Below are 21,844 nucleotides of genomic sequence, written 5' to 3' on the forward strand. Positions count from 1 at the left end.
CCGTTTCCAGTTATCCAACAAGAAGTGGCGATAGCCAATAGAGCATCGCCAGCCATACGATAAACCCGCCGGTCAGCAGTATACCTGCGCCCCGACCAATCTGGCGCGGATGCCGCCAGCAAAGTAAAGCGAAAACCACGCTAACCAGCAACATCACGCTATAATCTCGCCCAAACGCCAGCGGATTGATCTCCCCCGGCGCGATCAGCGCAGGCAGTCCCAGCACGATGGCGAGATTAAAAATATTGGCGCCAATGAGATTACCAACGGCAATATCATTTTCGCCTTTTCGCACGCCGGCAATCGCCGTCGCCAGCTCTGGCAGACTGGTGCCGACGGCGATGACTGTCAGACCGAGCGTTAATTCACTCATGGCGAAATAGTTCGCCAGCACCGTAGCGTTATCGATTACCATGCGCGTCGCCATCGGCATGATGACCAGCGCAATGCCCAGCCATAAGAACGCGACGGGGAGCCCGCCTTCGCGCGGCAGCTCCGCCAGTTGTTCGCGGGTGAGGCTGTCATTCCCCTGGCGTTCGGCCAGACGCGCGATTTTAACAATGAATAACAGCCATAGCACAGCCAGAAGCAGGAGAAAGATACCATCACTGCGACTTAACTGTCCGTCATGCAGTACGGAACCGGCTACCACGCTAACAAATAACATTAATGGCAATTCGCGACGTAGAACATCGGAATGCACGGTAAATGGACGAACCAGCGCCGCCAGCCCTAAGATCAGCAAAATATTGGTGATGTTAGAACCGAGCGCCGCGCCGACGGCCAAATCGAGCTGACCGTGTAGCGATGCGGCGGCCGACACAATAATTTCCGGCAGCGAGGTGCCGATACTCACGACCGTCATCCCGATGATCAGCGGGGGAATACCGAATGTACGGCATAAAATAGAGGCCGCAAACACCAGACGATCGGCGCCGTAGGCCACCAGAAGCAAACCAATTATGAGTAGCGCCATCGCTAAAAGCATCTAAAGTCCTTTCTTCAGGTATACTCGCCGGTCCCCTGGAAGGGATATCTGGAAGCCGTAACGAAGTCCTAATTTTGACTTTATGCGGCTAAAAAGTAAAACGAATGCCAGCTTTCGCTAACCCTGTCAGTTAATATTCTGTAATTATGTCGAACCCATGGTTAAATTCAGCGCCATGGTTACCTCAACAAGGCAATACGAAGGATGAATCAATGGGTCAGTCTGCGGCCAATTTAGTCGATATGCGCGACGTCAGCTTTTGCCGTGGCGAACGCTGCATTTTCGATAATATTTCCCTGACGGTGCCGCGCGGGAAGATCACGGCGATCATGGGGCCGTCGGGCATCGGTAAAACCACGCTGTTGCGCCTGATTGGCGGACAGATCCCGCCGGATAAGGGCGAGATCTTATTTGATGGCGAGAATGTGCCGGCCATGTCCCGTTCGCGGCTCTACACCGTCCGCAAACGTATGAGTATGCTGTTTCAGTCGGGAGCGCTGTTTACCGACATGAACGTGTTTGACAATGTGGCCTATCCGCTACGGGAGCACACCAATTTACCCGCGCCGCTGCTAAAAAGCGTCGTGATGATGAAACTGGAAGCTGTCGGGCTGCGCGGCGCGGCAAAACTGATGCCTTCCGAGCTCTCCGGTGGGATGGCGCGCCGCGCCGCGTTGGCGCGCGCCATCGCTCTGGAACCGGATCTCATCATGTTCGATGAGCCGTTTGTCGGCCAGGACCCGATTACCATGGGCGTTCTGGTGAAGCTGATTTCAGAATTGAACAGCGCGCTGGGCGTGACCTGCGTGGTGGTCTCGCATGATGTGCCAGAGGTGCTCAGTATTGCGGATCACGCCTGGATCATGGCGGACAAAAAAATCGTCGCTCACGGTAGCGCTCAGGCGTTGCAGGAGAATACGGACCCGCGCGTGCGTCAGTTCCTTGACGGTATTGCCGACGGGCCGGTTCCGTTCCGCTATCCGGCGGGCGACTATCACCTTGATTTACTCGAAACAGGGAGTTAAGCCACTCATGCTGTTAAATGCGCTGGCAGCACTCGGACACAGCGGGATCAAAACCGTCAGGACGTTCGGGCGCGCCGGGTTAATGTTATTCAATGCGATTATCGGTAAGCCGGAGTTTCGCAAACATGCGCCGCTGCTGGTGCGCCAGCTTTATAATGTGGGCGTCTTGTCGATGCTTATCATTATTGTCTCCGGCGTATTCATCGGTATGGTGCTGGGGCTGCAAGGCTATCTGGTTCTGACCACTTACAGCGCGGAGACCAGTCTTGGCATGTTAGTGGCGCTTTCGCTGCTGCGCGAGCTGGGGCCGGTGGTCGCGGCGTTGCTGTTTGCCGGGCGGGCCGGGTCGGCGTTGACGGCGGAAATCGGCCTGATGCGGGCGACGGAGCAGCTCTCCAGTATGGAGATGATGGCGGTCGATCCATTGCGCCGGGTGATTTCGCCGCGCTTTTGGGCGGGCGTGATTTCATTGCCGCTACTGACCATTATCTTTGTGGCGGTCGGTATCTGGGGCGGCTCGCTGGTCGGCGTAAGCTGGAAGGGAATCGACGCCGGGTTCTTCTGGTCCGCGATGCAGAATGCCGTCGACTGGCGTATGGACCTGGTGAACTGTCTGATAAAGAGCGTGGTGTTCGCCATTACGGTAACATGGATTGCGTTATTCAACGGTTATGACGCAATACCGACTTCTGCCGGGATTAGCCGGGCAACGACGCGTACCGTGGTTCACGCATCGTTGGCCGTTCTGGGGCTGGATTTTGTGCTGACCGCACTGATGTTTGGGAATTGAGTTCATGCAAACGAAAAAAAATGAAATTTGGGTAGGCGTTTTTTTGCTGGTAGCGTTGCTGGCGGCGCTGTTTGTTTGCCTGAAGGCGGCAAATGTGACCTCTATGCGCACGGAGCCGACCTATAAGGTTTATGCGACCTTCGATAACATCGGCGGTCTGAAAGTGCGTTCCCCGGTACGCATCGGCGGGGTGGTTGTCGGGCGGGTTGAAGATATCTCGCTTGATCCGAAAACATACCTGCCGCGCGTAACGCTCGACATCGAAGAGCGTTATAACCATATTCCCGATACCAGTTCGTTGAGTATTCGTACTTCCGGGCTGCTGGGGGAGCAATATCTGGCATTAAACGTCGGTTTTGAAGATCCTGAGCTGGGAACGTCTATCCTCAAAGATGGGAGTACGATTCAGGACACCAAGTCTGCAATGGTGCTGGAAGATATGATTGGTCAGTTCCTCTATAACAGCAAAGGCGACGACAATAAGAATTCTGGCGATGCGCCAGCCACAACGGAAGGTCATACTGAAGCCACAACGCCCGCGGGCGAAACGAAATAATCTCAGGAGAATTGAGGCATGTTTAAACGACTGATGATGGTGGCCCTGCTGGTCATTGCGCCATTAAGCGCAGCAACGGCAGCGGATCAGAGCAATCCTTATAAACTGATGAACGAGGCGGCGCAGAAAACTTTTGATCGCCTGAAAAACGAACAGCCGAAAATTCGTGCCAATCCGGATTACCTGCGCGACGTTGTTGATCAGGAACTTCTGCCGTACGTGCAGGTAAAATATGCCGGCGCGCTGGTGTTGGGCCGCTATTACAAAGAGGCGACTCCGGCGCAGCGTGAAGCCTATTTTGCCGCGTTTCGCGAATACCTGAAACAGGCATACGGTCAGGCGCTGGCGATGTACCACGGCCAGACTTACCAGATAGCGCCTGAGCAACCGCTGGGCGATGCGACCATTGTGCCTATCCGTGTAACGATTATCGATCCCAACGGTCGTCCGCCGGTACGCCTGGATTTCCAGTGGCGCAAAAACACCCAGACCGGCAACTGGCAGGCGTATGACATGATTGCGGAAGGCGTCAGCATGATCACCACCAAGCAAAATGAGTGGAGCGATCTGCTGCGTACTAAAGGCATCGACGGCCTGACCGCACAACTGAAATCTATCTCTCAACAGAAAATTACTTTGGACGAGAAACAGTAATGACGCCGCAACTCACCTGGACGCGTGAGGCGGACACTCTGATGCTGGCGGGAGAGCTGGATCAGGACGTGTTGGCGCCGCTATGGGACGCGCGCGTAGAAGCGATGACTGGCGTTACCCGTATCGACCTGAGCCAGATCTCCAGGGTGGATACGGGGGGACTGGCGCTGCTGGCGCACCTTGTGAACCAGGCAAAAAAGCAGGGCAATGCCGTGTCGCTGTCTGGCGTTAACGACAAGGTTTACGCGCTGGCGCAATTATATAACTTGCCCGAAGACGTACTTCCCCGTATGTAATGAATGCCGGATGGTTTATCCGGCCTACACTTCGCATGATCCCCGTAGGCCGGATAAGTGGCGTTAGCAGCACCATCCGGCACTTTTACCGCGCTGATTTATCAGCGTAATCTTTTGCTTATTTAAGACGGCGCGACTTTGCTCTAAGATGTTGGGCTGTTTTCACTATTTGACGAATAAAGAACCCATGGAAAATCATGAAATTCAGAGTGTGCTGATGAACGCTCTCTCCCTCCAGGAAGTCCACGTCTCCGGCGATGGCAGTCACTTTCAGGTTATTGCCGTGGGCGAGATGTTTGACGGCATGAGCCGGGTCAAGAAACAGCAAACGGTCTATGGGCCGCTAATGGAGTACATTGCGGACAACCGTATCCATGCCGTATCGATCAAAGCATATACCCCGGCGGAATGGGCGCGCGATCGTAAACTTAACGGATTTTAAGCTACGGGTAACCTGCCGGTAGCGGAGATGAATGCTTAACTGAGAATACAATAATGGATAAATTTCGTGTACAGGGGCCAACGACGCTCCAGGGCGAAGTCACAATTTCCGGCGCCAAAAACGCCGCGCTGCCGATCCTGTTCGCCGCTCTGCTGGCAGAAGAACCGGTAGAGATCCAAAACGTTCCAAAACTGAAAGACGTGGATACGTCGATGAAGCTCCTGAGCCAATTAGGCGCGAAAGTGGAACGCAATGGATCGGTACACATTGACGCCAGCCAGGTGAACGTGTTCTGCGCGCCTTATGATCTGGTTAAGACCATGCGCGCCTCGATATGGGCGCTGGGGCCGCTGGTTGCCCGTTTTGGTCAGGGACAAGTCTCTCTGCCGGGGGGCTGTACTATTGGCGCGCGTCCGGTTGATCTGCATATTACCGGTCTGGAACAACTGGGTGCGACCATCAAGCTGGAAGAGGGCTACGTAAAGGCCTCCGTCGAAGGGCGTCTTAAAGGGGCGCATATCGTGATGGATAAGGTCAGCGTCGGCGCGACCGTCACCATTATGTGCGCCGCTACGCTGGCGGAAGGGACGACCATCATTGAAAACGCCGCGCGCGAGCCGGAAATTGTCGACACCGCTAACTTCCTGGTTACGCTGGGGGCGAAGATCGCCGGGCAGGGCACCGATCGTATTACGATCGAGGGCGTAGAGCGTCTGGGCGGCGGCGTTTATCGTGTGCTGCCGGATCGTATCGAAACGGGGACTTTCCTGGTGGCGGCAGCGATCTCTCGCGGCAAAATCCTCTGCCGTAACGCGCAACCGGACACTCTGGACGCGGTACTGGCGAAACTGCGCGATGCTGGCGCGGATATCGAAGTGGGCGAGGACTGGATTAGTCTGGACATGCACGGCAAACGACCGAAGGCGGTCAATGTCCGTACCGCGCCGCACCCGGCATTCCCGACCGATATGCAGGCGCAGTTCACGTTGCTGAACCTGGTGGCGGAAGGGACGGGCTTTATCACTGAAACTGTCTTTGAAAACCGTTTTATGCACGTGCCTGAACTCAGCCGCATGGGCGCGCGTGCGGAAATTGAAAGCAATACCGTCATATGCCATGGCGTAGAAACGCTCTCTGGCGCCCAGGTCATGGCGACAGATCTGCGGGCATCTGCGAGCCTGGTGCTGGCGGGCTGTATTGCGGAAGGCACGACGATTGTGGATCGCATTTATCACATCGATCGCGGTTATGAGCGCATCGAAGACAAACTGCGCGCGCTAGGCGCGAATATTGAACGCGTGAAAGGCGAATAACCTTCTGTACGCTGAATAACCCCCGCGAACGCGATGCGGGGGTTGTTTTACAGGCACTTACTCTACATTCTGTTTGTTTTTATTACGCGCTCTCATAAGCCGCGTTCTGTCGATAAACTCATGCGTGCGCGGATCGTGATAACGCGATGGCCAAATAACCCAGGGTTCCGTTCCCAATGCTTTCGCGATAATCAACTCTCCTTTCGGCCATGGGCGCGTTAATGCATTGGCCAGCGTGGATGAACTCAATCCATTCCGACGTGACTCAGCGGCCATTGAAGTCCCTTTTTTACGTAGTCCGGCAATGATATCGGCCGGATGCCAGTCAATAAGCTTGCTTTCCATACATCCATCACTCCTTAGATTAATCACTTACGGTTTTAACAACCCGACGACGTTCGATACTATAACGCTTCGTGAAGGGATGTTCTAAAAAGTTCATGTAAGTGGCGGCAATATTCAGAATATGCCAGGGGAAATCCTGGATGAGTATGTGAAAAACAGGCGATAGGGTATCTGGAGTTTATTAGAACTTAATGGGATATCCCGCGCAGTACGCGGGATAAGAGAACGGCATTAACGATCGCGCTGCACCGCGATGTGTGCGAGACCGATTAGCGCCTCACGCCATGGGGTATCCGGCAATATCTGCAACGCGGATATCGCTTTGTCGGCTTCTTCTTCCGCTCGCTGACGCGTCCATTCCAGCGAGCCGCAGGTGGTCATCGCTTCCAGAACCGGTTCCAGAAGATGACGGCCATTACCTTGTTCAATAGCGGTACGGATCATCGCTGACTGTTCTGGCGTACCGTGGCGCATGGCGTGAAGCAACGGTAAGGTAGGTTTGCCCTCATTGAGGTCATCACCCACATTTTTACCGAGATGCTCGCCGTCGGCACTGTAATCCAGCAGATCGTCAATGAGCTGGAAAGCCGTACCAAGGTAGCGGCCATAGTCCTGCAACCCTTTCTCTTGCTCAGGCGTACAACCGGCGAGAATACCGGAGCACTGGGCGGCAGCTTCGAACAGACGGGCCGTTTTACTGTAAATCACCCGCATGTAATTTTCTTCGGTAATGTCCGGGTCATTCACGTTCATCAATTGCAGCACTTCGCCTTCTGCAATCACGTTGACCGCTTCCGACATCACTTCCAGCACTTTTAAGGAGCCGAGGCTGGTCATCATCTGGAAGGCGCGGGTATAGATAAAGTCGCCGACCAACACGCTGGCGGCATTACCGAAAGCGGCATTTGCCGTCGCTTTGCCGCGACGCATATCGGATTCATCCACCACATCATCATGTAGCAGCGTCGCCGTGTGGATAAACTCGATCAGAGCGGCGATAGTCACGTGCGCGTTACCCTGATAACCCACCGCGCGCGCGGCAAGAACGGCAATCATCGGACGAATGCGTTTTCCGCCGCCGCTAATAATGTAATATCCTAGCTGATTAATCAGTTGAACGTCGGAATTAAGCTGTTCAAGGATTGTCGCATTGACACCCGCCATATCTTGCGCGGTTAACTCGTTGATTTTTTCTAAATTCATCGCAAAAGCCGGGCTTATCGCCCCGATTATCCCATGTCTGAATGAGGTAACGTAGGGTTTATGGTTAGAAATATACCCTGATTGTACTGAAAAAACGCCGCAGATAAACGTTACCGTATGCGTTGTGTTTTTTTTCTTCATGTATTGATGGTAGCACTTGTCAAAGCCGTGCAATTTGCGTAATATTCGCGCCCTATTGTGAATATTTATAGCGCGCTCTGAATCATTGAAAGGTGTGCGCGGAAGCGGAGTTTTTTATGTACGCGGTTTTCCAAAGTGGTGGTAAACAACACCGAGTAAGCGAAGGTCAGACCGTTCGCCTGGAAAAGCTGGACATCGCAACTGGCGAAACTATCGAGTTCGCTGAAGTTCTGATGATCGCAAACGGTGAAGAAGTCAAAATCGGCATTCCTTTCGTTGATGGCGGCGTAATCAAAGCTGAAGTTGTTGCCCACGGTCGTGGCGAGAAAGTTAAAATCGTTAAGTTTCGTCGCCGTAAACACTACCGTAAGCAGCAGGGCCATCGTCAGTGGTTCACTGATGTGAAAATTACCGGCATCAGCGCTTAAGATTAGGGGAGCAGATTAAATGGCACATAAAAAGGCTGGCGGCTCGACTCGTAACGGTCGCGATTCTGAAGCTAAACGTCTGGGCGTAAAACGCTTTGGCGGTGAAGCAGTTCTGGCAGGCAGCATCATCGTTCGTCAACGTGGTACTAAATTCCACGCTGGTACCAACGTTGGTTGCGGTCGTGACCACACTCTGTTTGCTAAAGCAGACGGTAAAGTGAAATTCGAAGTTAAAGGCCCGAAAAACCGTAAATACATCAGCATCGTTGCTGAGTAAGTTTTTTGTGGTCCGGTAACGGATGAAAGCCCCGCACCTGTTGCGGGGCTTTTTACATTCGATGGCCGACTAAAATATACCCGTGTGGCTGTGCGAATGCCGTTAACGGGTCTTTGCAGGGAACACGGCATGAAGCAGCAGGCAGGCATTGGCATTCTTTTAGCGCTCACTACCGCGATGTGCTGGGGAGCGTTGCCAATAGCAATGAAGCAAGTGCTGGAGGTGATGGAGCCTTCAACCATTGTCTTCTACCGCTTCTTAATGGCCAGTATTGGCCTCGGGGCGATACTGGCAGTAAAAAGAAAGCTGCCGCCGCTGCGTATTTTTCGTAAGCCGCGCTGGTTGGTGTTATTGGCGATAGCGACCTGCGGACTGTTCGGTAATTTCATTTTGTTCAGTTCTTCCCTGCAATATTTAAGCCCAACCGCGTCGCAGGTTATCGGCCAGCTCTCGTCGGTTGGCATGATGGTCGCCAGCGTCTTTATTCTGAAAGAAAAGATGCGCGGTACGCAGGTGATTGGCGCGCTGATGTTATTGAGCGGGCTGGTAATGTTTTTTAACACCAGTCTGATCGAGATTTTTACCCGACTGACCGACTACACCTGGGGCGTTATTTTTGGCGTAGGCGCGGCGATGGTGTGGGTGAGCTATGGCGTGGCGCAAAAAGTATTATTGCGACGTCTGGCCTCGCAGCAGATCCTGTTTTTACTGTACACTTTATGTACGATAGCGCTCTTGCCGCTGGCAAAACCGATGGTGATAGCGCAACTGAGCGACTGGCAGCTCGCCTGTTTGATTTTCTGCGGGCTAAATACGCTGGTAGGATATGGCGCCCTGGCGGAAGCGATGGCGCGTTGGCAGGCGGCGCAGGTGAGCGCGATAATCACGCTTACACCGCTATTTACCCTGCTGTTTTCAGATCTTTTATCTATGGCCTGGCCCGATTTCTTCGCCAGACCGATGTTAAACCTTTTAGGTTATCTCGGTGCGTTTGTCGTGGTTGCGGGCGCGATGTATTCCGCCATTGGTCATCGTATTTGGGGCGGTTTACGCAAGCATGAAACGGTGGTTTCGCAACCCCGCTCAGGCGAATGATTTACGGAGAATAAAATGAAGTTTGTTGATGAAGCATCGATTCTGGTCGTTGCAGGCGATGGCGGTAATGGTTGTGTGAGCTTCCGCCGCGAAAAATATATCCCGAAAGGCGGCCCGGACGGCGGTGATGGCGGCGACGGCGGCGACGTCTGGATGGAAGCCGATGAAAACCTGAATACGCTGATCGATTACCGCTTTGAAAAATCGTTCCGCGCTGAACGTGGTCAGAATGGCGCGAGCCGCGACTGTACCGGTAAACGCGGTAAAGACGTGACCATTAAAGTGCCGGTCGGTACGCGCGTTATCGACCAGGGAACCGGTGAAACGATGGGCGACATGACCAAACACGGTCAGCGTCTGTTGGTCGCGAAGGGCGGCTGGCATGGGTTAGGCAATACCCGTTTCAAATCTTCGGTTAACCGTACGCCGCGCCAGAAAACCAATGGTACGCCGGGCGATAAGCGCGACCTGCTGCTGGAACTGATGCTGCTGGCGGATGTCGGGATGCTGGGGATGCCAAATGCCGGTAAATCAACGTTCATTCGCGCGGTATCGGCAGCAAAACCGAAAGTCGCGGACTATCCGTTTACCACGCTGGTGCCGAGCCTGGGCGTGGTACGTATGGACAGCGAAAAGAGTTTTGTGGTGGCCGACATTCCGGGGTTGATCGAAGGCGCGGCGGAAGGCGCGGGCCTGGGGATTCGCTTCCTGAAGCACCTCGAACGTTGCCGCGTACTGCTGCACCTCATTGATATCGATCCGATCGACGGTTCCGATCCGGTGGAAAACGCCCGTATCATTATTGGCGAACTGGAAAAATACAGCCAGGATCTGGCGGCTAAACCGCGCTGGTTAGTGTTCAACAAGATCGATCTGATGGATAAAACCGAAGCGGAAGAGAAAGCGAAAGCGATCGCCGAAGCGTTGGGCTGGGAAGGGAAATACTATCTGATTTCCGCCGCCAGTCAGCTAGGGGTGAAAGATCTCTGCTGGGATGTGATGACCTTTATCATCGAGAATCCGATCGCGCAGGCTGAAGAAGCAAAACAGCCGGAAAAAGTCGAGTTCATGTGGGACGATTATCATCGCCAGCAGTTGGCTGAAGTGGAAGAAGACGCAGACGATGACTGGGATGACGACTGGGATGAAGACGACGAAGAAGGCGTCGAGTTCATCTACAAACGTTAATCTCGTAGCCGGATGGCGCTTACGCTTATCCGGCCTACAAAAGCCAACGGGCCGCATTTGCGGCCCGTTTTATTATGTTCTTTGTAGGCCGGATAAGACGCGTTAGCGCCGCCATCCGGCAATAATGCACTTAGTTATTCTGATAAATATCCTTGTACAATCGACTCTCGAAGCGTACCAGCGGAATACGTCGATTACGCTGATCGGCAGGTGGAACCGCGTAGCCGGACAAATACTGTACAAATGCCATCCGTTGCCCGCTTGCGGTGGTAATAAAGCCCGCCAGATTATACACGCCCTGCAGTGACCCGGTTTTCGCTGAAACCTTACCGTCTACGCCCGCCTGATGCAGCCCGGCGCGGTATTGTAATGAACCATCATAGCCCGCCAGCGGCAGCATAGAGATAAAGTTCAGCTCGTTATCGTGTTGGGCGATATATTGCAGCACCTGCATCATCGTGGCGGGAGCGATCAGATTATGGCGAGAAAGACCGGAACCGTCGGCAATAATGGTATTGCCGATATCAATTCCCGCCTGTTGGCGCAGGATCTGGCGAACGGCATCCGATCCCGCCCGCCAGGTGCCAGGCACGTTAAACCTGACATGACCAATCATCCGAAAAACAGTATCGGCGATTATGTTGTCTGACTTTTTCAGCATAATCTTAAGCAGATCGTGCAGTGGCGCCGACTGTTTACTGGCGACGATCGTTCCGGGCTCGTTAACCTGCGTCTGGCGCAGCAGCGTGCCGCGGTAAGTTATCTCGGCCTCTTTCAGTTCCTGCTTGAGGATCGCGCCCGCGTAGCTGGCGCCGTCCTGAATAGCAAAGGCCAGCGGCAGCGGGTCGGCGCGCTGTGGTAAACAGCCGGTAAGCGTATAACGGTTCAAATCGCCAGGCACAACATCCAGCTCGCAATACTGCGCGTCTGCCGAACCGCGCGGTAGAGTCCGTACCTGGCTGAACATCGTTACCGGATAATAAGAGGCCACGCGAATAAAGGCTAAATCGTTTGGTTTTTGCGCGCTATAAAGCGACACAGAAAAACAGTTGCGGTCAACAATGGCGGCGGCGGGAGGCGCGCTGAAACACTGCGTCAGGTCGTTCCACGGCCAGCCTGGCGCTTTATCGTGGCTGGCGAAAATCGACGTGTCGATAAGCACATTGCCGTCGATTTGCGTGACGCCGGACTTTTTCAGCGTCGCGACCATATTGCGAATATCCTGACGTTTTAGCGTTGGATCGCCACCGAAGCGCGCAATTACGTCACCTTTCAGGATGCCGTTATCGACGTTGCCTTTAGTCTCCAGCGTGGTCGTAAAACGGAAATCCGGGCCGAGTTGAATCAGCGCCGCCAGCGCGGTAATCACCTTTTGGGTACTGGCGGGAAGCGCCATCTGCTGACTATGATAATCAATAGCCGGCGCGGGCGCGCCAATCTTTTGCACCATCAGCGCGAGGTTGGCGCCGGCCGGAAGCTGTTTGATGTATTCGTCAATATTCGCGGCCTGAACGCTGAACGCTATACTGGTGGTCAATCCGATGATAAATCTGGAAAATCGCATAATCTCGCGCTAACACCCTGGAAGCAAGCCGTCATACTACGGCGCAACGCCCTAAAAAGTAAACGATGACCCATAGGGAACTCCAGGGTAAAATGGTTATCAAAGAGGAAATTGTAGCTGACCTGGGACTGCGCGCCCGGGTTGGTGTTTTTTTGCTTCTGACCCTGGTATGGCATATGCCGGGGCTGGCTTAGCAGCCGGGGTAGAGTTCATTGCCCCCTACAGGAATGTTCAAGAGGTATAACAAATGCAAGCTATTCCGATGACCTTACGCGGAGCCGAAAAACTGCGCGAAGAGCTGGATTTTCTGAAATCTGTGCGCCGTCCTGAAATCATCGCCGCTATCGCCGAAGCGCGCGAACATGGCGATTTAAAAGAAAACGCGGAGTATCATGCTGCACGCGAACAGCAGGGTTTCTGCGAAGGGCGCATTAAAGATATCGAAGCAAAACTGTCGAATGCGCAGGTGATTGATGTCACTAAAATGCCGAACAATGGTCGCGTGATTTTCGGCGCTACCGTCACGGTGCTGAACCTGGACACCGACGAAGAGCAGACCTATCGTATTGTTGGCGATGATGAGGCGGATTTTAAGCAAAATCTCATTTCGGTAAACTCGCCAATCGCTCGCGGCCTGATCGGCAAAGAGCAGGATGACGTCGTGGTGATTAAAACGCCTGGCGGCGATGTGGAATACGAAGTGCTTAAAGTGGAATACCTTTAAGTAGTACTCAATACGCAAATTGTTGGTGTATTGTAAAGAAAGGAAAAAGGCCGCATAGCGGCCTTTTATCAACGGAGAGAGCGTGGCATTTTGCTCTCCTGCTCGTGGAAAACCCCTCGTTTTACACAGATTTTGTGTTCGACTTTAGGATATCCTTAACGCGGCAGCGAGATTTTACGCTCTTTAGTTGGGCGATACAGCACCAGCGTTTTACCGATGACCTGTACGTTACAGGCGCCGGTTTCGCGCACGATAGCGTCCACGATCAAGGTTTTTGTTTCGCGATCTTCCGAGGCGATTTTCACCTTGATAAGTTCATGGTGCTCTAACGCTTGTTCAATCTCGGCCAGTACCCCTTCGGTCAAACCATTATTGCCAAGCATAACAACAGGCTTGAGCGGATGTGCCAGACCTTTTAGGTGCTGTTTTTGTTTAGTACTCAGATTCATCGTATATTTTTGCTTACGTTGGGATTGAAAACGGGTCATTCTACCGCCATCTCCCTTATATCGCCAAATAGGCGTGTAGAAATTTACGCCATTGGCTACGATGAACTGCCCCGACGGGAAAGTTAAATGACAGGTAAAAAGCGTTCTGCCAGCTCAAGCCGCTGGCTTCAGGAACACTTTAGCGATAAATATGTTCAACAGGCGCAGAAAAAGGGGCTACGCTCCCGTGCCTGGTTTAAACTTGATGAAATACAGCAAAGTGACAAACTTTTTAAGCCGGGAATGACGGTAGTCGATCTCGGCGCTGCGCCAGGAGGGTGGTCACAGTATGTGGTCACGCAGATTGGCGGCAAAGGCCGCATCATCGCTTGTGATCTTTTACCTATGGATCCTATCGTTGGTGTGGACTTTCTTCAGGGCGATTTTCGTGATGAACTTGTCATGAAAGCGTTACTGGAACGCGTGGGTGACAGTAAAGTACAAGTTGTCATGTCGGATATGGCACCAAACATGAGCGGAACACCGGCGGTGGATATCCCCCGCGCCATGTATCTGGTGGAGCTGGCGTTAGAGATGTGCCGCGATGTGCTGGCGCCAGGCGGAAGTTTTGTAGTGAAGGTGTTCCAGGGCGAAGGTTTCGATGAGTATCTAAGGGAAATTCGCTCCCTGTTTACGAAGGTTAAAATTCGTAAGCCGGACTCTTCGCGTGCGCGTTCGCGTGAAGTGTACATTGTAGCGACCGGGCGAAAGTGATAACCGGCAGATTTCAGACGTAAGGTTTGAAAGAAACTGGATATAGAGTATCCTGACGCTGTTTTTAACACAGTTGTAATAAGAGGTTAATCCCTTGAGTGACATGGCGAAAAACCTAATACTCTGGCTGGTCATTGCCGTTGTGCTGATGTCAGTATTCCAGAGCTTTGGGCCCAGCGAGTCTAATGGCCGTAAGGTGGATTACTCTACCTTCCTGCAAGAGGTCAATCAGGACCAGGTTCGCGAAGCGCGTATCAACGGACGTGAGATCAACGTTACCAAGAAAGATAGTAACCGTTACACGACTTACATTCCGATTAATGATCCGAAGCTGCTTGATAACCTGCTGACTAAAAACGTCAAGGTTGTTGGCGAACCACCTGAAGAGCCAAGCCTGCTGGCTTCTATCTTCATTTCCTGGTTCCCGATGCTGTTGCTGATCGGCGTCTGGATCTTCTTCATGCGTCAGATGCAGGGCGGCGGTGGCAAAGGCGCCATGTCGTTCGGTAAGAGCAAGGCGCGTATGCTGACGGAAGATCAGATCAAAACCACGTTTGCTGACGTCGCGGGTTGTGACGAAGCGAAAGAAGAAGTGGCGGAACTGGTCGAATACCTGCGTGAACCGAGCCGTTTCCAGAAGCTGGGCGGTAAAATTCCGAAAGGCGTCCTGATGGTCGGCCCGCCGGGTACCGGTAAAACCCTGCTGGCAAAAGCCATTGCGGGTGAAGCGAAGGTGCCGTTCTTTACGATTTCCGGTTCTGACTTTGTGGAAATGTTCGTCGGTGTCGGCGCGTCTCGTGTGCGTGACATGTTCGAACAGGCCAAGAAAGCGGCGCCGTGCATTATCTTCATCGATGAAATCGACGCCGTAGGCCGCCAGCGTGGCGCAGGTCTGGGCGGCGGTCACGATGAACGTGAGCAGACGTTGAACCAGATGCTGGTTGAGATGGACGGCTTCGAAGGTAACGAAGGTATCATCGTCATCGCTGCAACTAACCGTCCGGACGTTCTGGACCCGGCGCTGCTGCGTCCTGGCCGTTTTGACCGTCAGGTGGTGGTAGGCCTGCCGGATGTGCGCGGTCGTGAACAGATTCTGAAGGTGCATATGCGTCGCGTACCGTTAGCGACGGATATTGATGCGGCGATCATTGCGCGCGGTACGCCGGGCTTCTCCGGTGCTGACCTGGCGAACCTGGTCAACGAAGCGGCGCTGTTTGCAGCTCGTGGTAACAAGCGCGTTGTGTCGATGGTTGAGTTCGAGAAAGCGAAAGACAAAATCATGATGGGCGCCGAACGTCGCTCCATGGTGATGACGGAAGCGCAGAAAGAGTCGACCGCGTACCACGAAGCGGGCCACGCGATTATCGGTCGCCTGGTGCCGGAACACGATCCGGTGCACAAAGTGACGATTATCCCGCGCGGTCGTGCGCTGGGCGTGACCTTCTTCCTGCCTGAAGGCGACGCGATCAGCGCCAGCCGTCAGAAGCTGGAAAGCCAAATCAGCACGCTGTACGGCGGCCGTCTGGCGGAAGAGATTATCTACGGCGTTGAGCATGTTTCCACCGGCGCGTCGAACGACATTAAAGTCGCGACTAACCTAGCGCGTAACATGGTCACCCAGTGGGGCTTCTCGGAGAAACTCGGTCCGTTGCTGTATGCGGAAGAAGAGGGCGAAGTATTCCTCGGCCGTAGCGTCGCAAAAGCGAAACATATGTCTGATGAAACTGCGCGTATCATCGACCAGGAAGTGAAAGCGCTGATTGAACGTAACTACAATCGCGCTCGTCAGATCCTGACTGACAATATGGATATTCTGCACGCGATGAAAGATGCGCTGATGAAATATGAAACCATCGATGCGCCGCAGATTGATGACCTGATGGCGCGTCGTGAAGTGCGTCCGCCTGCGGGCTGGGAAGATCCAAACGGCACCAATAACTCTGACAGCAATGGTACGCCTCAGGCGCCGCGTCCGGTTGATGAACCACGCACGCCGAACCCGGGCAACACGATGTCAGAGCAGCTGGGCGACAAATAAGCGTTTGTTGTACAACATTATGTTTAGCGCTCACCGAAACCCTGGGGCTTGCCCCGGGGTTTTTCTTTTTTTAACTCACCACAAATAAAACAGGGATTTTGACCATGAAACTCTTCGCTCAGGGCGCCACGCTCGATCTCACTCATCCGCATGTTATGGGGATCCTGAACGTAACGCCGGATTCTTTCTCCGACGGCGGCGCGCATAACACGCTGATTGAGGCGGTGAAACATGCGAATTTAATGGTGAATGCCGGGGCGACAATTATTGATGTGGGGGGGGAATCAACGCGACCAGGCGCGGCAGAAGTGAGCGTGGAAGAAGAGCTGGATCGCGTTATTCCGGTACTGGAAGCAATCGCGCAACGTTTTGAAGTGTGGATTTCTGTGGATACCTCTAAACCCGAGGTGATCCGTGAAGCGGCAAGGGCGGGCGCGCATATTATCAATGATGTCCGTTCACTCTCCGAACCCGGCGCGTTGGAAGCGGCAGCGGAAACCGGCTTGCCGGTCAGTCTTATGCACATGCAGGGCAACCCCAAAACCATGCAGGAGGCGCCGAAATATGACGATGTCTTTGCCGAGGTGAATCGCTACTTTATTGAGCAAATAGCACGTTGTGAGAAGGCCGGCATCGCAAAAGAGAAATTGTTGCTCGACCCAGGATTCGGTTTCGGTAAAAATCTCTCTCACAATTATACCTTACTGGCGCGACTGGGTGAGTTTCATCATTTTAACCTGCCGCTGCTGGTGGGCATGTCACGTAAAACGATGGTTGGTCAGTTACTTAACGTGGGACCATCAGACCGTCTGAACGGTAGCCTTGCGTGCGCGGTAATTGCCGCGATGCAGGGCGCGCAGATCATTCGCGTCCATGACGTCAAAGAAACCGTAGAGGCAATGCGGGTGGTGGAAGCCACTCTGTCTGCAAAGGGAAACAAACGCTATGAGTAATCGTAAATATTTCGGTACCGATGGGATTCGCGGACGTGTAGGCAATGCCCCCATTACACCTGATTTCGTGCTTAAACTGGGTTGGGCTGCCGGAAAAGTGCTGGCGCGTCATGGCTCGCGTAAAATCATTATCGGTAAAGATACGCGTATTTCCGGCTATATGCTGGAGTCCGCGCTGGAGGCGGGCCTTGCCGCTGCGGGACTGTCGGCCTCGTTTACCGGACCTATGCCAACGCCAGCCGTCGCCTATCTGACGCGGACTTTCCGCGCGGAGGCGGGTATCGTTATCTCGGCTTCGCATAACCCGTTCTATGATAACGGCATTAAATTCTTCTCTATCGACGGTACGAAACTGCCTGACGATGTGGAAGAAGCCATCGAAGCCGAAATGGAAAAAGAGATCACCTGCGTAGACTCCGCCGAGCTGGGTAAAGCCAGCCGCATCGTCGACGCCGCCGGACGCTATATCGAGTTCTGTAAAGGCACCTTCCCGAACGAACTGAGCCTCAATGGCCTGAAAGTGGTTGTAGATTGCGCCAACGGCGCTACCTACCATATCGCGCCGAATGTGCTGCGCGAGCTGGGCGCGACCGTTATCGCTATTGGCTGTGAGCCAAACGGCGTCAACATTAACGAAGAAGTGGGCGCGACCGACGTGCGCGCGTTGCAGGCGCGCGTGTTGGTGGAGAAGGCGGACCTCGGCATCGCGCTTGACGGCGACGGCGACCGGGTCATCATGGTTGACCATGAAGGCAATAAAGTCGATGGCGATCAGATCATGTATATCATCGCGCGCGAAGGGCTGCGCCAGGGGCAACTGCGCGGCGGCGCGGTGGGGACGCTGATGAGCAATATGGGGCTGGAGCTGGCGCTCAAGCAGCTTGGCATTCCGTTTGCCCGGGCGAAAGTGGGCGACCGCTACGTGCTGGAAAAATTGCAGGAAAAAGGCTGGCGCATCGGCGCGGAAAACTCTGGTCACGTTATTCTGTTGGATAAAACGACCACTGGCGACGGTATTGTGGCGGGGCTACAAGTTCTGGCGGCGATGGTGCGTAATCATATGAGTCTGCACGATCTGTGCAGCGGAATGAAAATGTTCCCGCAGATTCTGGTTAACGTGCGTTACACCGCTGGTAGCGGCGATCCGCTGGAAAATGATGCGGTGAAAGCGGTAACGGCGGACGTAGAAGCCACGCTCGGCAATCGTGGGCGGGTACTGCTACGTAAATCCGGTACCGAACCGCTGATTCGCGTGATGGTTGAAGGCGAGGATGAAGCGCAGGTTACGGCTTTCGCCCATCGTATCGCGGATGCGGTAAAAGCCGTTTAAGCGTTTAAGTGACTAAAAAGGCGGCGGTTGCCGCCTTACTGCCCGCAAAAAACAACGCTTTTGCTGTTTTTTTCCGCAGTTGATACAATGCGCTTAAATTGCCCTTGCGAAGGTCATTCGCTTTGGTTAGTATTCACACCCGCTTCAGTGGGAAACAGTAAAAATCCCGCTTTATTGGTAGAAGCATTGGTACGCGGCAACTCCGCAAGGAACAGGTTGATTATGTACGAAGCTCTTTTAGTTGTTTTCCTTATTGTGGCAATTGGCCTTGTAGGTCTGATCATGCTGCAGCAAGGTAAAGGCGCTGATATGGGAGCTTCCTTCGGAGCAGGCGCTTCCGCTACGCTATTTGGTTCAAGTGGTTCTGGTAACTTCATGACTCGAATGACGGCGGTATTGGCGACGCTGTTCTTCATCATCAGTCTGGTGTTGGGTAATATCAATAGCAACAAAACCAATAAAGGAAGCGAGTGGGAAAATCTGAGCGCGCCGGCGAAGACCGAGCAGACTCAACCTGCTGCACCGGCCCAGCCGACCAGCGATATCCCGCGCTAATAGCAGTATCCGTGCCGAGGTGGTGGAATTGGTAGACACGCTACCTTGAGGTGGTAGTGCCCAATAGGGCTTACGGGTTCAAGTCCCGTTCTCGGTACCAATATTCCGAAAGAAAGACGCTGAAAAGCGTCTTTTTTTTCGTCTGTTATTTGTGATTTTCTGTAGGTCGGATAAGGCGTTTACGCCGCCATCCGACATTATTACAACGCCTGATGGCGCTACGTTTATCAGGCCTATAGACACCTTATATTCCGCGCATAAAAAAGGCCGCTTTCGCGGCCTTAGAATGATAAATGTTTACTTCGCTTTGTTTTCCAGATTCTCAACCTGCGGCAGACCGGTCGCGGAAGAGGCGGTTAACAGACCCGCTTTCGCGTAGCCGAACAGTTTCTCGCGGGTATCAGTAATGTCCAGATTACGCATGGTCAACTGACCGATACGATCGTCTGGCGAGAACACGGACTCGCCTTTCTCCATGGTCAGACGCTCAGCCTTATAGGTCAGGTTGTCTGACACGGTGTTCAGGATGGAGTAGTCGTTGCCGCGACGCAGCTCCAACGTCACTTCACCGGTAATCTGGCTGGCGACCCAACGTTGCAGGCCGTCACGCAGCATCAGCGCCTGAGAGTCGAACCAGCGACCCTGATACAGCAGTTTACCCAACTGACGACCATGAGAATGATACTGTTCAATGGTGTCTTCGTTGTGAATACCGGTCAACAGACGCTCGTAAGCGATGTGCAGCAGTGCCATTCCGGGGGCTTCATAAATACCGCGGCTTTTCGCTTCAATGATACGGTTTTCGATCTGGTCGCTCATGCCCAGGCCGTGACGTCCGCCGATGCGGTTCGCTTCCAGCATCATCTCAACATCATCGCTGAAGGTTTTACCGTTCAGCGCCACTGGATGTCCCTGTTCGAAACGGACGGTCACCTCTTCTGCCGGGATCTTCACGCTTTCGTCCCAGAACTTCACGCCCATAATCGGGTTGACGATCTTGACGCTGGAGTTAAGAAACTCCAGATCTTTCGCTTCGTGCGTCGCGCCGAGCATGTTGGAGTCGGTGGAGTAGGCTTTTTCGACTGACATCTTATAGTCGAAACCGCAGGCAATCATAAATTCAGACATCTCATGACGGCCGCCCAGCTCATCGATAAAGTCGGTATCCAGCCACGGTTTGTAAATCTGCAGCTCGGCGTTGGTCAGCAGGCCGTAACGATAGAAACGTTCAATATCGTTGCCTTTATAGGTGCTGCCGTCGCCCCAGATATTCACGCCGTCTTCTTTCATTGCGGCGACCAGCATCGTGCCGGTCACGGCACGGCCCAGCGGCGTGGTATTGAAATAGGTCAGTCCGCCAGTCGTATTATGGAAAGCGCCGCACTGAATCGCTGCGATCCCTTCTGCAACCAACTGCTTGCGGCAATCAATCAGGCGGGCATTCTCTGCGCCATACTCCATTGCGCGACGAGGAATGGCGTCATAGTCATCCTCATCCGGTTGTCCCAGATTCGCAGTATAGGCATATGGGACAGCTCCTTTTTGTCGCATCCACAGCAGCGCGGCGCTAGTGTCCAGACCGCCGGAAAAAGCGATACCAATACGTTGACCTGCTGGAAGATGCTTAAGAATCGTCGTCATAGAATAGAACCCTGCTTGATTGACTGATAATGAGATCGGTTTCTGCTTTAGTGCATTTTTATGCAAAATAAATGAGTTTTCATTTAATCATCTTTTAGCAGAGACAGGAAGCATTTAGTGAAGGTTTACTGAAATAACGTTGTGAAATGCGTGTATAAGCAGGAGAGGTGGGATGAGTATAACGAAGAGTGATATTCATTCATCTGCATATTGGGAATAGGGTTGACATAACTCATGCCTGGTCACTATACTGTGCGCAGATTTTACGTCCCGTCCTCGGTACCAAATCCCAGCAGTATTTGCAAATTTTGCCCAAAACGAGTAGAATTTGCCACGTTTCAGGCGCGGGGTGGAGCAGCCTGGTAGCTCGTCGGGCTCATAACCCGAAGGTCGTCGGTTCAAATCCGGCCCCCGCAACCACTTTCCCTTAGAGTTCTTTTTCAAATATACTGTGAAGATTATGTCCTTCGTAGCTGGATTTGAAAAAAATTCTTTCGGAAGGTACACCAGACCGCCGTTGCGGTTATAGGGTTCAGTTATCTAAAGCCCCGATTTATCGGGGTTTTTTGTTATCTGACTACAGAATAACTGGGCTTTAGGCCCTTTTTTTATGTCTTGGGGGTGGGCTTGTCCACATTAGAGCAAAAATTAACAGAGATGATTACAGCGCCAGTTGAAGCCTTAGGCTACGAGCTGGTCGGCATCGAATTTATTCGCGGTCGCACATCCACACTGCGCATCTATATTGATAGTGAAGATGGCATCAATGTTGATGATTGTGCTGATGTGAGCCACCAGGTAAGCGCGGTGCTGGACGTTGAAGATCCTATCTCCGTGGCTTACAACCTTGAAGTCTCGTCACCGGGTCTCGACCGTCCTATGTTCACTGCCGATCATTATGCGCGTTTCCAGGGTGAAGAGGTCGCGCTGGTTCTTCGCATGGCGGTACAGAACCGTCGCAAGTGGCAGGGCATTATCAAAGCGGTGGACGGTGAAATGATTACCGTCACAGTCGAAGGCAAAGATGAAGTGTTCGCGCTGAGTAATATCCAGAAGGCGAACCTGGTTCCCCACTTTTAACAGTCTGGATGAGGTG

The 21,844-nt window shown here is 53.2% G+C and carries 24 protein-coding genes and 2 tRNA genes; 20 read left to right on the forward strand and 6 right to left on the reverse strand.

Going from position 1 to position 21,844, the window contains the following annotated elements; genetic code table 11:
* Nucleotides 1–10: 10 nt before the first annotated feature.
* Nucleotides 11–988, reverse strand: a complete 978-nt coding sequence (locus J4685_RS11205) for a calcium/sodium antiporter (RefSeq protein ID WP_000922736.1) — start codon at nucleotides 986–988, stop codon at nucleotides 11–13.
* A 212-nt stretch (nucleotides 989–1,200) separates the two neighbouring features.
* On the opposite strand from J4685_RS11205, the gene mlaF reads away from it, so the two are divergent.
* The 7 genes from mlaF to murA all read left to right on the forward strand — a co-directional run bounded on the left by mlaF (nucleotide 1,201) and on the right by murA (nucleotide 6,064).
* Nucleotides 1,201–2,013 (forward strand): phospholipid ABC transporter ATP-binding protein MlaF, encoded by an 813-nt coding sequence (mlaF, locus tag J4685_RS11210; RefSeq protein ID WP_000531560.1) that lies wholly within the window; start codon nucleotides 1,201–1,203, stop codon nucleotides 2,011–2,013.
* Between the two features lie 7 nt (nucleotides 2,014–2,020).
* The gene (gene mlaE, locus J4685_RS11215) at nucleotides 2,021–2,803 is read left to right on the forward strand and encodes a lipid asymmetry maintenance ABC transporter permease subunit MlaE (RefSeq protein WP_000925786.1); all 783 of its coding nucleotides are present in this window, start codon (nucleotides 2,021–2,023) and stop codon (nucleotides 2,801–2,803) included.
* Nucleotides 2,804–2,807: 4 nt separating this feature from the next.
* Complete coding sequence (gene mlaD / locus J4685_RS11220) at nucleotides 2,808–3,359, forward strand: outer membrane lipid asymmetry maintenance protein MlaD (RefSeq protein ID WP_011233188.1); 552 nt, start codon at nucleotides 2,808–2,810, stop codon at nucleotides 3,357–3,359.
* A gap of 18 nt (nucleotides 3,360–3,377) precedes the next feature.
* Entirely contained in the window at nucleotides 3,378–4,013 is a 636-nt protein-coding gene (mlaC, locus tag J4685_RS11225; RefSeq protein ID WP_000476475.1) for a phospholipid-binding protein MlaC, read from the forward strand.
* The gene (gene mlaB / locus J4685_RS11230; protein ID WP_000188842.1) at nucleotides 4,013–4,309 is read left to right on the forward strand and encodes a lipid asymmetry maintenance protein MlaB; all 297 of its coding nucleotides are present in this window, start codon (nucleotides 4,013–4,015) and stop codon (nucleotides 4,307–4,309) included. The genes mlaC and mlaB overlap by 1 nt, the downstream gene beginning before the upstream one ends.
* Before the next feature lie 187 nt (nucleotides 4,310–4,496).
* The gene (ibaG, locus tag J4685_RS11235; protein WP_001518349.1) at nucleotides 4,497–4,751 is read left to right on the forward strand and encodes a BolA family iron metabolism protein IbaG; all 255 of its coding nucleotides are present in this window, start codon (nucleotides 4,497–4,499) and stop codon (nucleotides 4,749–4,751) included.
* A gap of 53 nt (nucleotides 4,752–4,804) precedes the next feature.
* Entirely contained in the window at nucleotides 4,805–6,064 is a 1,260-nt protein-coding gene (murA, locus tag J4685_RS11240) for a UDP-N-acetylglucosamine 1-carboxyvinyltransferase (protein WP_000357288.1), read from the forward strand.
* 57 nt (nucleotides 6,065–6,121) lie between these two features.
* Here the strand turns inward: murA and sfsB are convergent, their stop codons facing one another.
* Nucleotides 6,122–6,409 carry a DNA-binding transcriptional regulator SfsB gene (gene sfsB, locus J4685_RS11245; protein ID WP_000444168.1) on the reverse strand — a complete coding sequence of 96 codons (288 nt, stop codon included), beginning with the start codon at nucleotides 6,407–6,409 and terminating at the stop codon, nucleotides 6,122–6,124.
* A 231-nt stretch (nucleotides 6,410–6,640) separates the two neighbouring features.
* Entirely contained in the window at nucleotides 6,641–7,612 is a 972-nt protein-coding gene (ispB, locus tag J4685_RS11250) for an octaprenyl diphosphate synthase (RefSeq protein WP_001047354.1), read from the reverse strand.
* 257 nt (nucleotides 7,613–7,869) lie between these two features.
* On the opposite strand from ispB, the gene rplU reads away from it, so the two are divergent.
* The 4 genes from rplU (at nucleotide 7,870) to cgtA (ending at nucleotide 10,741) form a co-directional block, all read left to right on the forward strand.
* Nucleotides 7,870–8,181, forward strand: coding sequence for a 50S ribosomal protein L21 (gene rplU, locus J4685_RS11255; RefSeq protein WP_000271395.1), 312 nt, complete (start codon nucleotides 7,870–7,872; stop codon nucleotides 8,179–8,181).
* Between the two features lie 19 nt (nucleotides 8,182–8,200).
* The gene (rpmA, locus tag J4685_RS11260; RefSeq protein WP_000940593.1) at nucleotides 8,201–8,458 is read left to right on the forward strand and encodes a 50S ribosomal protein L27; all 258 of its coding nucleotides are present in this window, start codon (nucleotides 8,201–8,203) and stop codon (nucleotides 8,456–8,458) included.
* 129 nt (nucleotides 8,459–8,587) lie between these two features.
* Nucleotides 8,588–9,553 carry a DMT family transporter gene (locus tag J4685_RS11265; protein ID WP_000813053.1) on the forward strand — a complete coding sequence of 322 codons (966 nt, stop codon included), beginning with the start codon at nucleotides 8,588–8,590 and terminating at the stop codon, nucleotides 9,551–9,553.
* 15 nt (nucleotides 9,554–9,568) lie between these two features.
* On the forward strand, nucleotides 9,569–10,741 hold the full coding sequence (gene cgtA / locus J4685_RS11270; RefSeq protein ID WP_000673556.1) for an Obg family GTPase CgtA: 1,173 nt from the start codon (nucleotides 9,569–9,571) through the stop codon (nucleotides 10,739–10,741).
* Between the two features lie 130 nt (nucleotides 10,742–10,871).
* On the opposite strand, the gene dacB is transcribed toward cgtA, so the two are convergent.
* Complete coding sequence (dacB, locus tag J4685_RS11275) at nucleotides 10,872–12,305, reverse strand: serine-type D-Ala-D-Ala carboxypeptidase (protein ID WP_001212679.1); 1,434 nt, start codon at nucleotides 12,303–12,305, stop codon at nucleotides 10,872–10,874.
* A 247-nt stretch (nucleotides 12,306–12,552) separates the two neighbouring features.
* Here dacB and greA point away from each other — a divergent pair, with 247 nt between their 5' ends.
* Entirely contained in the window at nucleotides 12,553–13,029 is a 477-nt protein-coding gene (greA, locus tag J4685_RS11280) for a transcription elongation factor GreA (protein ID WP_001148008.1), read from the forward strand.
* A 155-nt stretch (nucleotides 13,030–13,184) separates the two neighbouring features.
* Here greA and yhbY read toward each other — a convergent pair whose 3' ends face one another.
* Nucleotides 13,185–13,478, reverse strand: coding sequence for a ribosome assembly RNA-binding protein YhbY (yhbY, locus tag J4685_RS11285; protein ID WP_001592995.1), 294 nt, complete (start codon nucleotides 13,476–13,478; stop codon nucleotides 13,185–13,187).
* Nucleotides 13,479–13,604: 126 nt separating this feature from the next.
* Here yhbY and rlmE point away from each other — a divergent pair, with 126 nt between their 5' ends.
* The 6 genes from rlmE to J4685_RS11315 all read left to right on the forward strand — a co-directional run bounded on the left by rlmE (nucleotide 13,605) and on the right by J4685_RS11315 (nucleotide 19,207).
* Entirely contained in the window at nucleotides 13,605–14,231 is a 627-nt protein-coding gene (gene rlmE / locus J4685_RS11290) for a 23S rRNA (uridine(2552)-2'-O)-methyltransferase RlmE (protein ID WP_000145973.1), read from the forward strand.
* A 103-nt stretch (nucleotides 14,232–14,334) separates the two neighbouring features.
* Nucleotides 14,335–16,269, forward strand: a complete 1,935-nt coding sequence (ftsH, locus tag J4685_RS11295) for an ATP-dependent zinc metalloprotease FtsH (protein ID WP_001107481.1) — start codon at nucleotides 14,335–14,337, stop codon at nucleotides 16,267–16,269.
* Nucleotides 16,270–16,373: 104 nt separating this feature from the next.
* Nucleotides 16,374–17,222, forward strand: a complete 849-nt coding sequence (folP, locus tag J4685_RS11300; RefSeq protein WP_000764711.1) for a dihydropteroate synthase — start codon at nucleotides 16,374–16,376, stop codon at nucleotides 17,220–17,222.
* Nucleotides 17,215–18,552, forward strand: a complete 1,338-nt coding sequence (gene glmM, locus J4685_RS11305; RefSeq protein ID WP_000071174.1) for a phosphoglucosamine mutase — start codon at nucleotides 17,215–17,217, stop codon at nucleotides 18,550–18,552. Before folP ends, glmM begins: the two co-directional genes overlap by 8 nt.
* A 222-nt stretch (nucleotides 18,553–18,774) precedes the next feature.
* Complete coding sequence (secG, locus tag J4685_RS11310; protein WP_000272680.1) at nucleotides 18,775–19,107, forward strand: preprotein translocase subunit SecG; 333 nt, start codon at nucleotides 18,775–18,777, stop codon at nucleotides 19,105–19,107.
* A gap of 13 nt (nucleotides 19,108–19,120) precedes the next feature.
* Nucleotides 19,121–19,207, forward strand: a tRNA-Leu gene (locus J4685_RS11315).
* Between the two features lie 197 nt (nucleotides 19,208–19,404).
* Here the strand turns inward: J4685_RS11315 and argG are convergent.
* Entirely contained in the window at nucleotides 19,405–20,748 is a 1,344-nt protein-coding gene (gene argG, locus J4685_RS11320; RefSeq protein ID WP_000207645.1) for an argininosuccinate synthase, read from the reverse strand.
* Nucleotides 20,749–21,091: 343 nt separating this feature from the next.
* On the opposite strand from argG, the gene J4685_RS11325 reads away from it, so the two are divergent.
* A tRNA-Met gene (locus J4685_RS11325) sits at nucleotides 21,092–21,168 on the forward strand.
* A 207-nt stretch (nucleotides 21,169–21,375) separates the two neighbouring features.
* Nucleotides 21,376–21,828, forward strand: coding sequence for a ribosome maturation factor RimP (gene rimP, locus J4685_RS11330; RefSeq protein ID WP_000105461.1), 453 nt, complete (start codon nucleotides 21,376–21,378; stop codon nucleotides 21,826–21,828).
* Nucleotides 21,829–21,844 lie beyond the last annotated feature (16 nt).

The sequence above is a fragment of the Salmonella sp. 32100201201700099SM genome, assembly GCF_017572645.1.
GTDB classification, from domain to species: domain Bacteria; phylum Pseudomonadota; class Gammaproteobacteria; order Enterobacterales; family Enterobacteriaceae; genus Salmonella; species Salmonella enterica.

What these genes read in the sequence shown, in the direction of transcription:
- mlaE (WP_000925786.1), top strand. Translation starts at nt 2,021, where the DNA reads ATGCTGTTAAATGCGCTGGCAGCACTCGGACACAGCGGGATCAAAACC.
- mlaF (WP_000531560.1), top strand. Translation starts at nt 1,201, where the DNA reads ATGGGTCAGTCTGCGGCCAATTTAGTCGATATGCGCGACGTCAGCTTT.
- ispB (WP_001047354.1), bottom strand. Translation starts at nt 7,612, where the DNA reads ATGAATTTAGAAAAAATCAACGAGTTAACCGCGCAAGATATGGCGGGT.
- greA (WP_001148008.1), top strand. Translation starts at nt 12,553, where the DNA reads ATGCAAGCTATTCCGATGACCTTACGCGGAGCCGAAAAACTGCGCGAA.
- ftsH (WP_001107481.1), top strand. Translation starts at nt 14,335, where the DNA reads ATGGCGAAAAACCTAATACTCTGGCTGGTCATTGCCGTTGTGCTGATG.
- rlmE (WP_000145973.1), top strand. Translation starts at nt 13,605, where the DNA reads ATGACAGGTAAAAAGCGTTCTGCCAGCTCAAGCCGCTGGCTTCAGGAA.
- rplU (WP_000271395.1), top strand. Translation starts at nt 7,870, where the DNA reads ATGTACGCGGTTTTCCAAAGTGGTGGTAAACAACACCGAGTAAGCGAA.
- ibaG (WP_001518349.1), top strand. Translation starts at nt 4,497, where the DNA reads ATGGAAAATCATGAAATTCAGAGTGTGCTGATGAACGCTCTCTCCCTC.
- dacB (WP_001212679.1), bottom strand. Translation starts at nt 12,305, where the DNA reads ATGCGATTTTCCAGATTTATCATCGGATTGACCACCAGTATAGCGTTC.
- yhbY (WP_001592995.1), bottom strand. Translation starts at nt 13,478, where the DNA reads ATGAATCTGAGTACTAAACAAAAACAGCACCTAAAAGGTCTGGCACAT.
- mlaB (WP_000188842.1), top strand. Translation starts at nt 4,013, where the DNA reads ATGACGCCGCAACTCACCTGGACGCGTGAGGCGGACACTCTGATGCTG.
- folP (WP_000764711.1), top strand. Translation starts at nt 16,374, where the DNA reads ATGAAACTCTTCGCTCAGGGCGCCACGCTCGATCTCACTCATCCGCAT.
- sfsB (WP_000444168.1), bottom strand. Translation starts at nt 6,409, where the DNA reads ATGGAAAGCAAGCTTATTGACTGGCATCCGGCCGATATCATTGCCGGA.
- rpmA (WP_000940593.1), top strand. Translation starts at nt 8,201, where the DNA reads ATGGCACATAAAAAGGCTGGCGGCTCGACTCGTAACGGTCGCGATTCT.
- J4685_RS11205 (WP_000922736.1), bottom strand. Translation starts at nt 988, where the DNA reads ATGCTTTTAGCGATGGCGCTACTCATAATTGGTTTGCTTCTGGTGGCC.
- cgtA (WP_000673556.1), top strand. Translation starts at nt 9,569, where the DNA reads ATGAAGTTTGTTGATGAAGCATCGATTCTGGTCGTTGCAGGCGATGGC.
- secG (WP_000272680.1), top strand. Translation starts at nt 18,775, where the DNA reads ATGTACGAAGCTCTTTTAGTTGTTTTCCTTATTGTGGCAATTGGCCTT.
- argG (WP_000207645.1), bottom strand. Translation starts at nt 20,748, where the DNA reads ATGACGACGATTCTTAAGCATCTTCCAGCAGGTCAACGTATTGGTATC.
- murA (WP_000357288.1), top strand. Translation starts at nt 4,805, where the DNA reads ATGGATAAATTTCGTGTACAGGGGCCAACGACGCTCCAGGGCGAAGTC.
- J4685_RS11265 (WP_000813053.1), top strand. Translation starts at nt 8,588, where the DNA reads ATGAAGCAGCAGGCAGGCATTGGCATTCTTTTAGCGCTCACTACCGCG.
- mlaD (WP_011233188.1), top strand. Translation starts at nt 2,808, where the DNA reads ATGCAAACGAAAAAAAATGAAATTTGGGTAGGCGTTTTTTTGCTGGTA.
- glmM (WP_000071174.1), top strand. Translation starts at nt 17,215, where the DNA reads ATGAGTAATCGTAAATATTTCGGTACCGATGGGATTCGCGGACGTGTA.
- mlaC (WP_000476475.1), top strand. Translation starts at nt 3,378, where the DNA reads ATGTTTAAACGACTGATGATGGTGGCCCTGCTGGTCATTGCGCCATTA.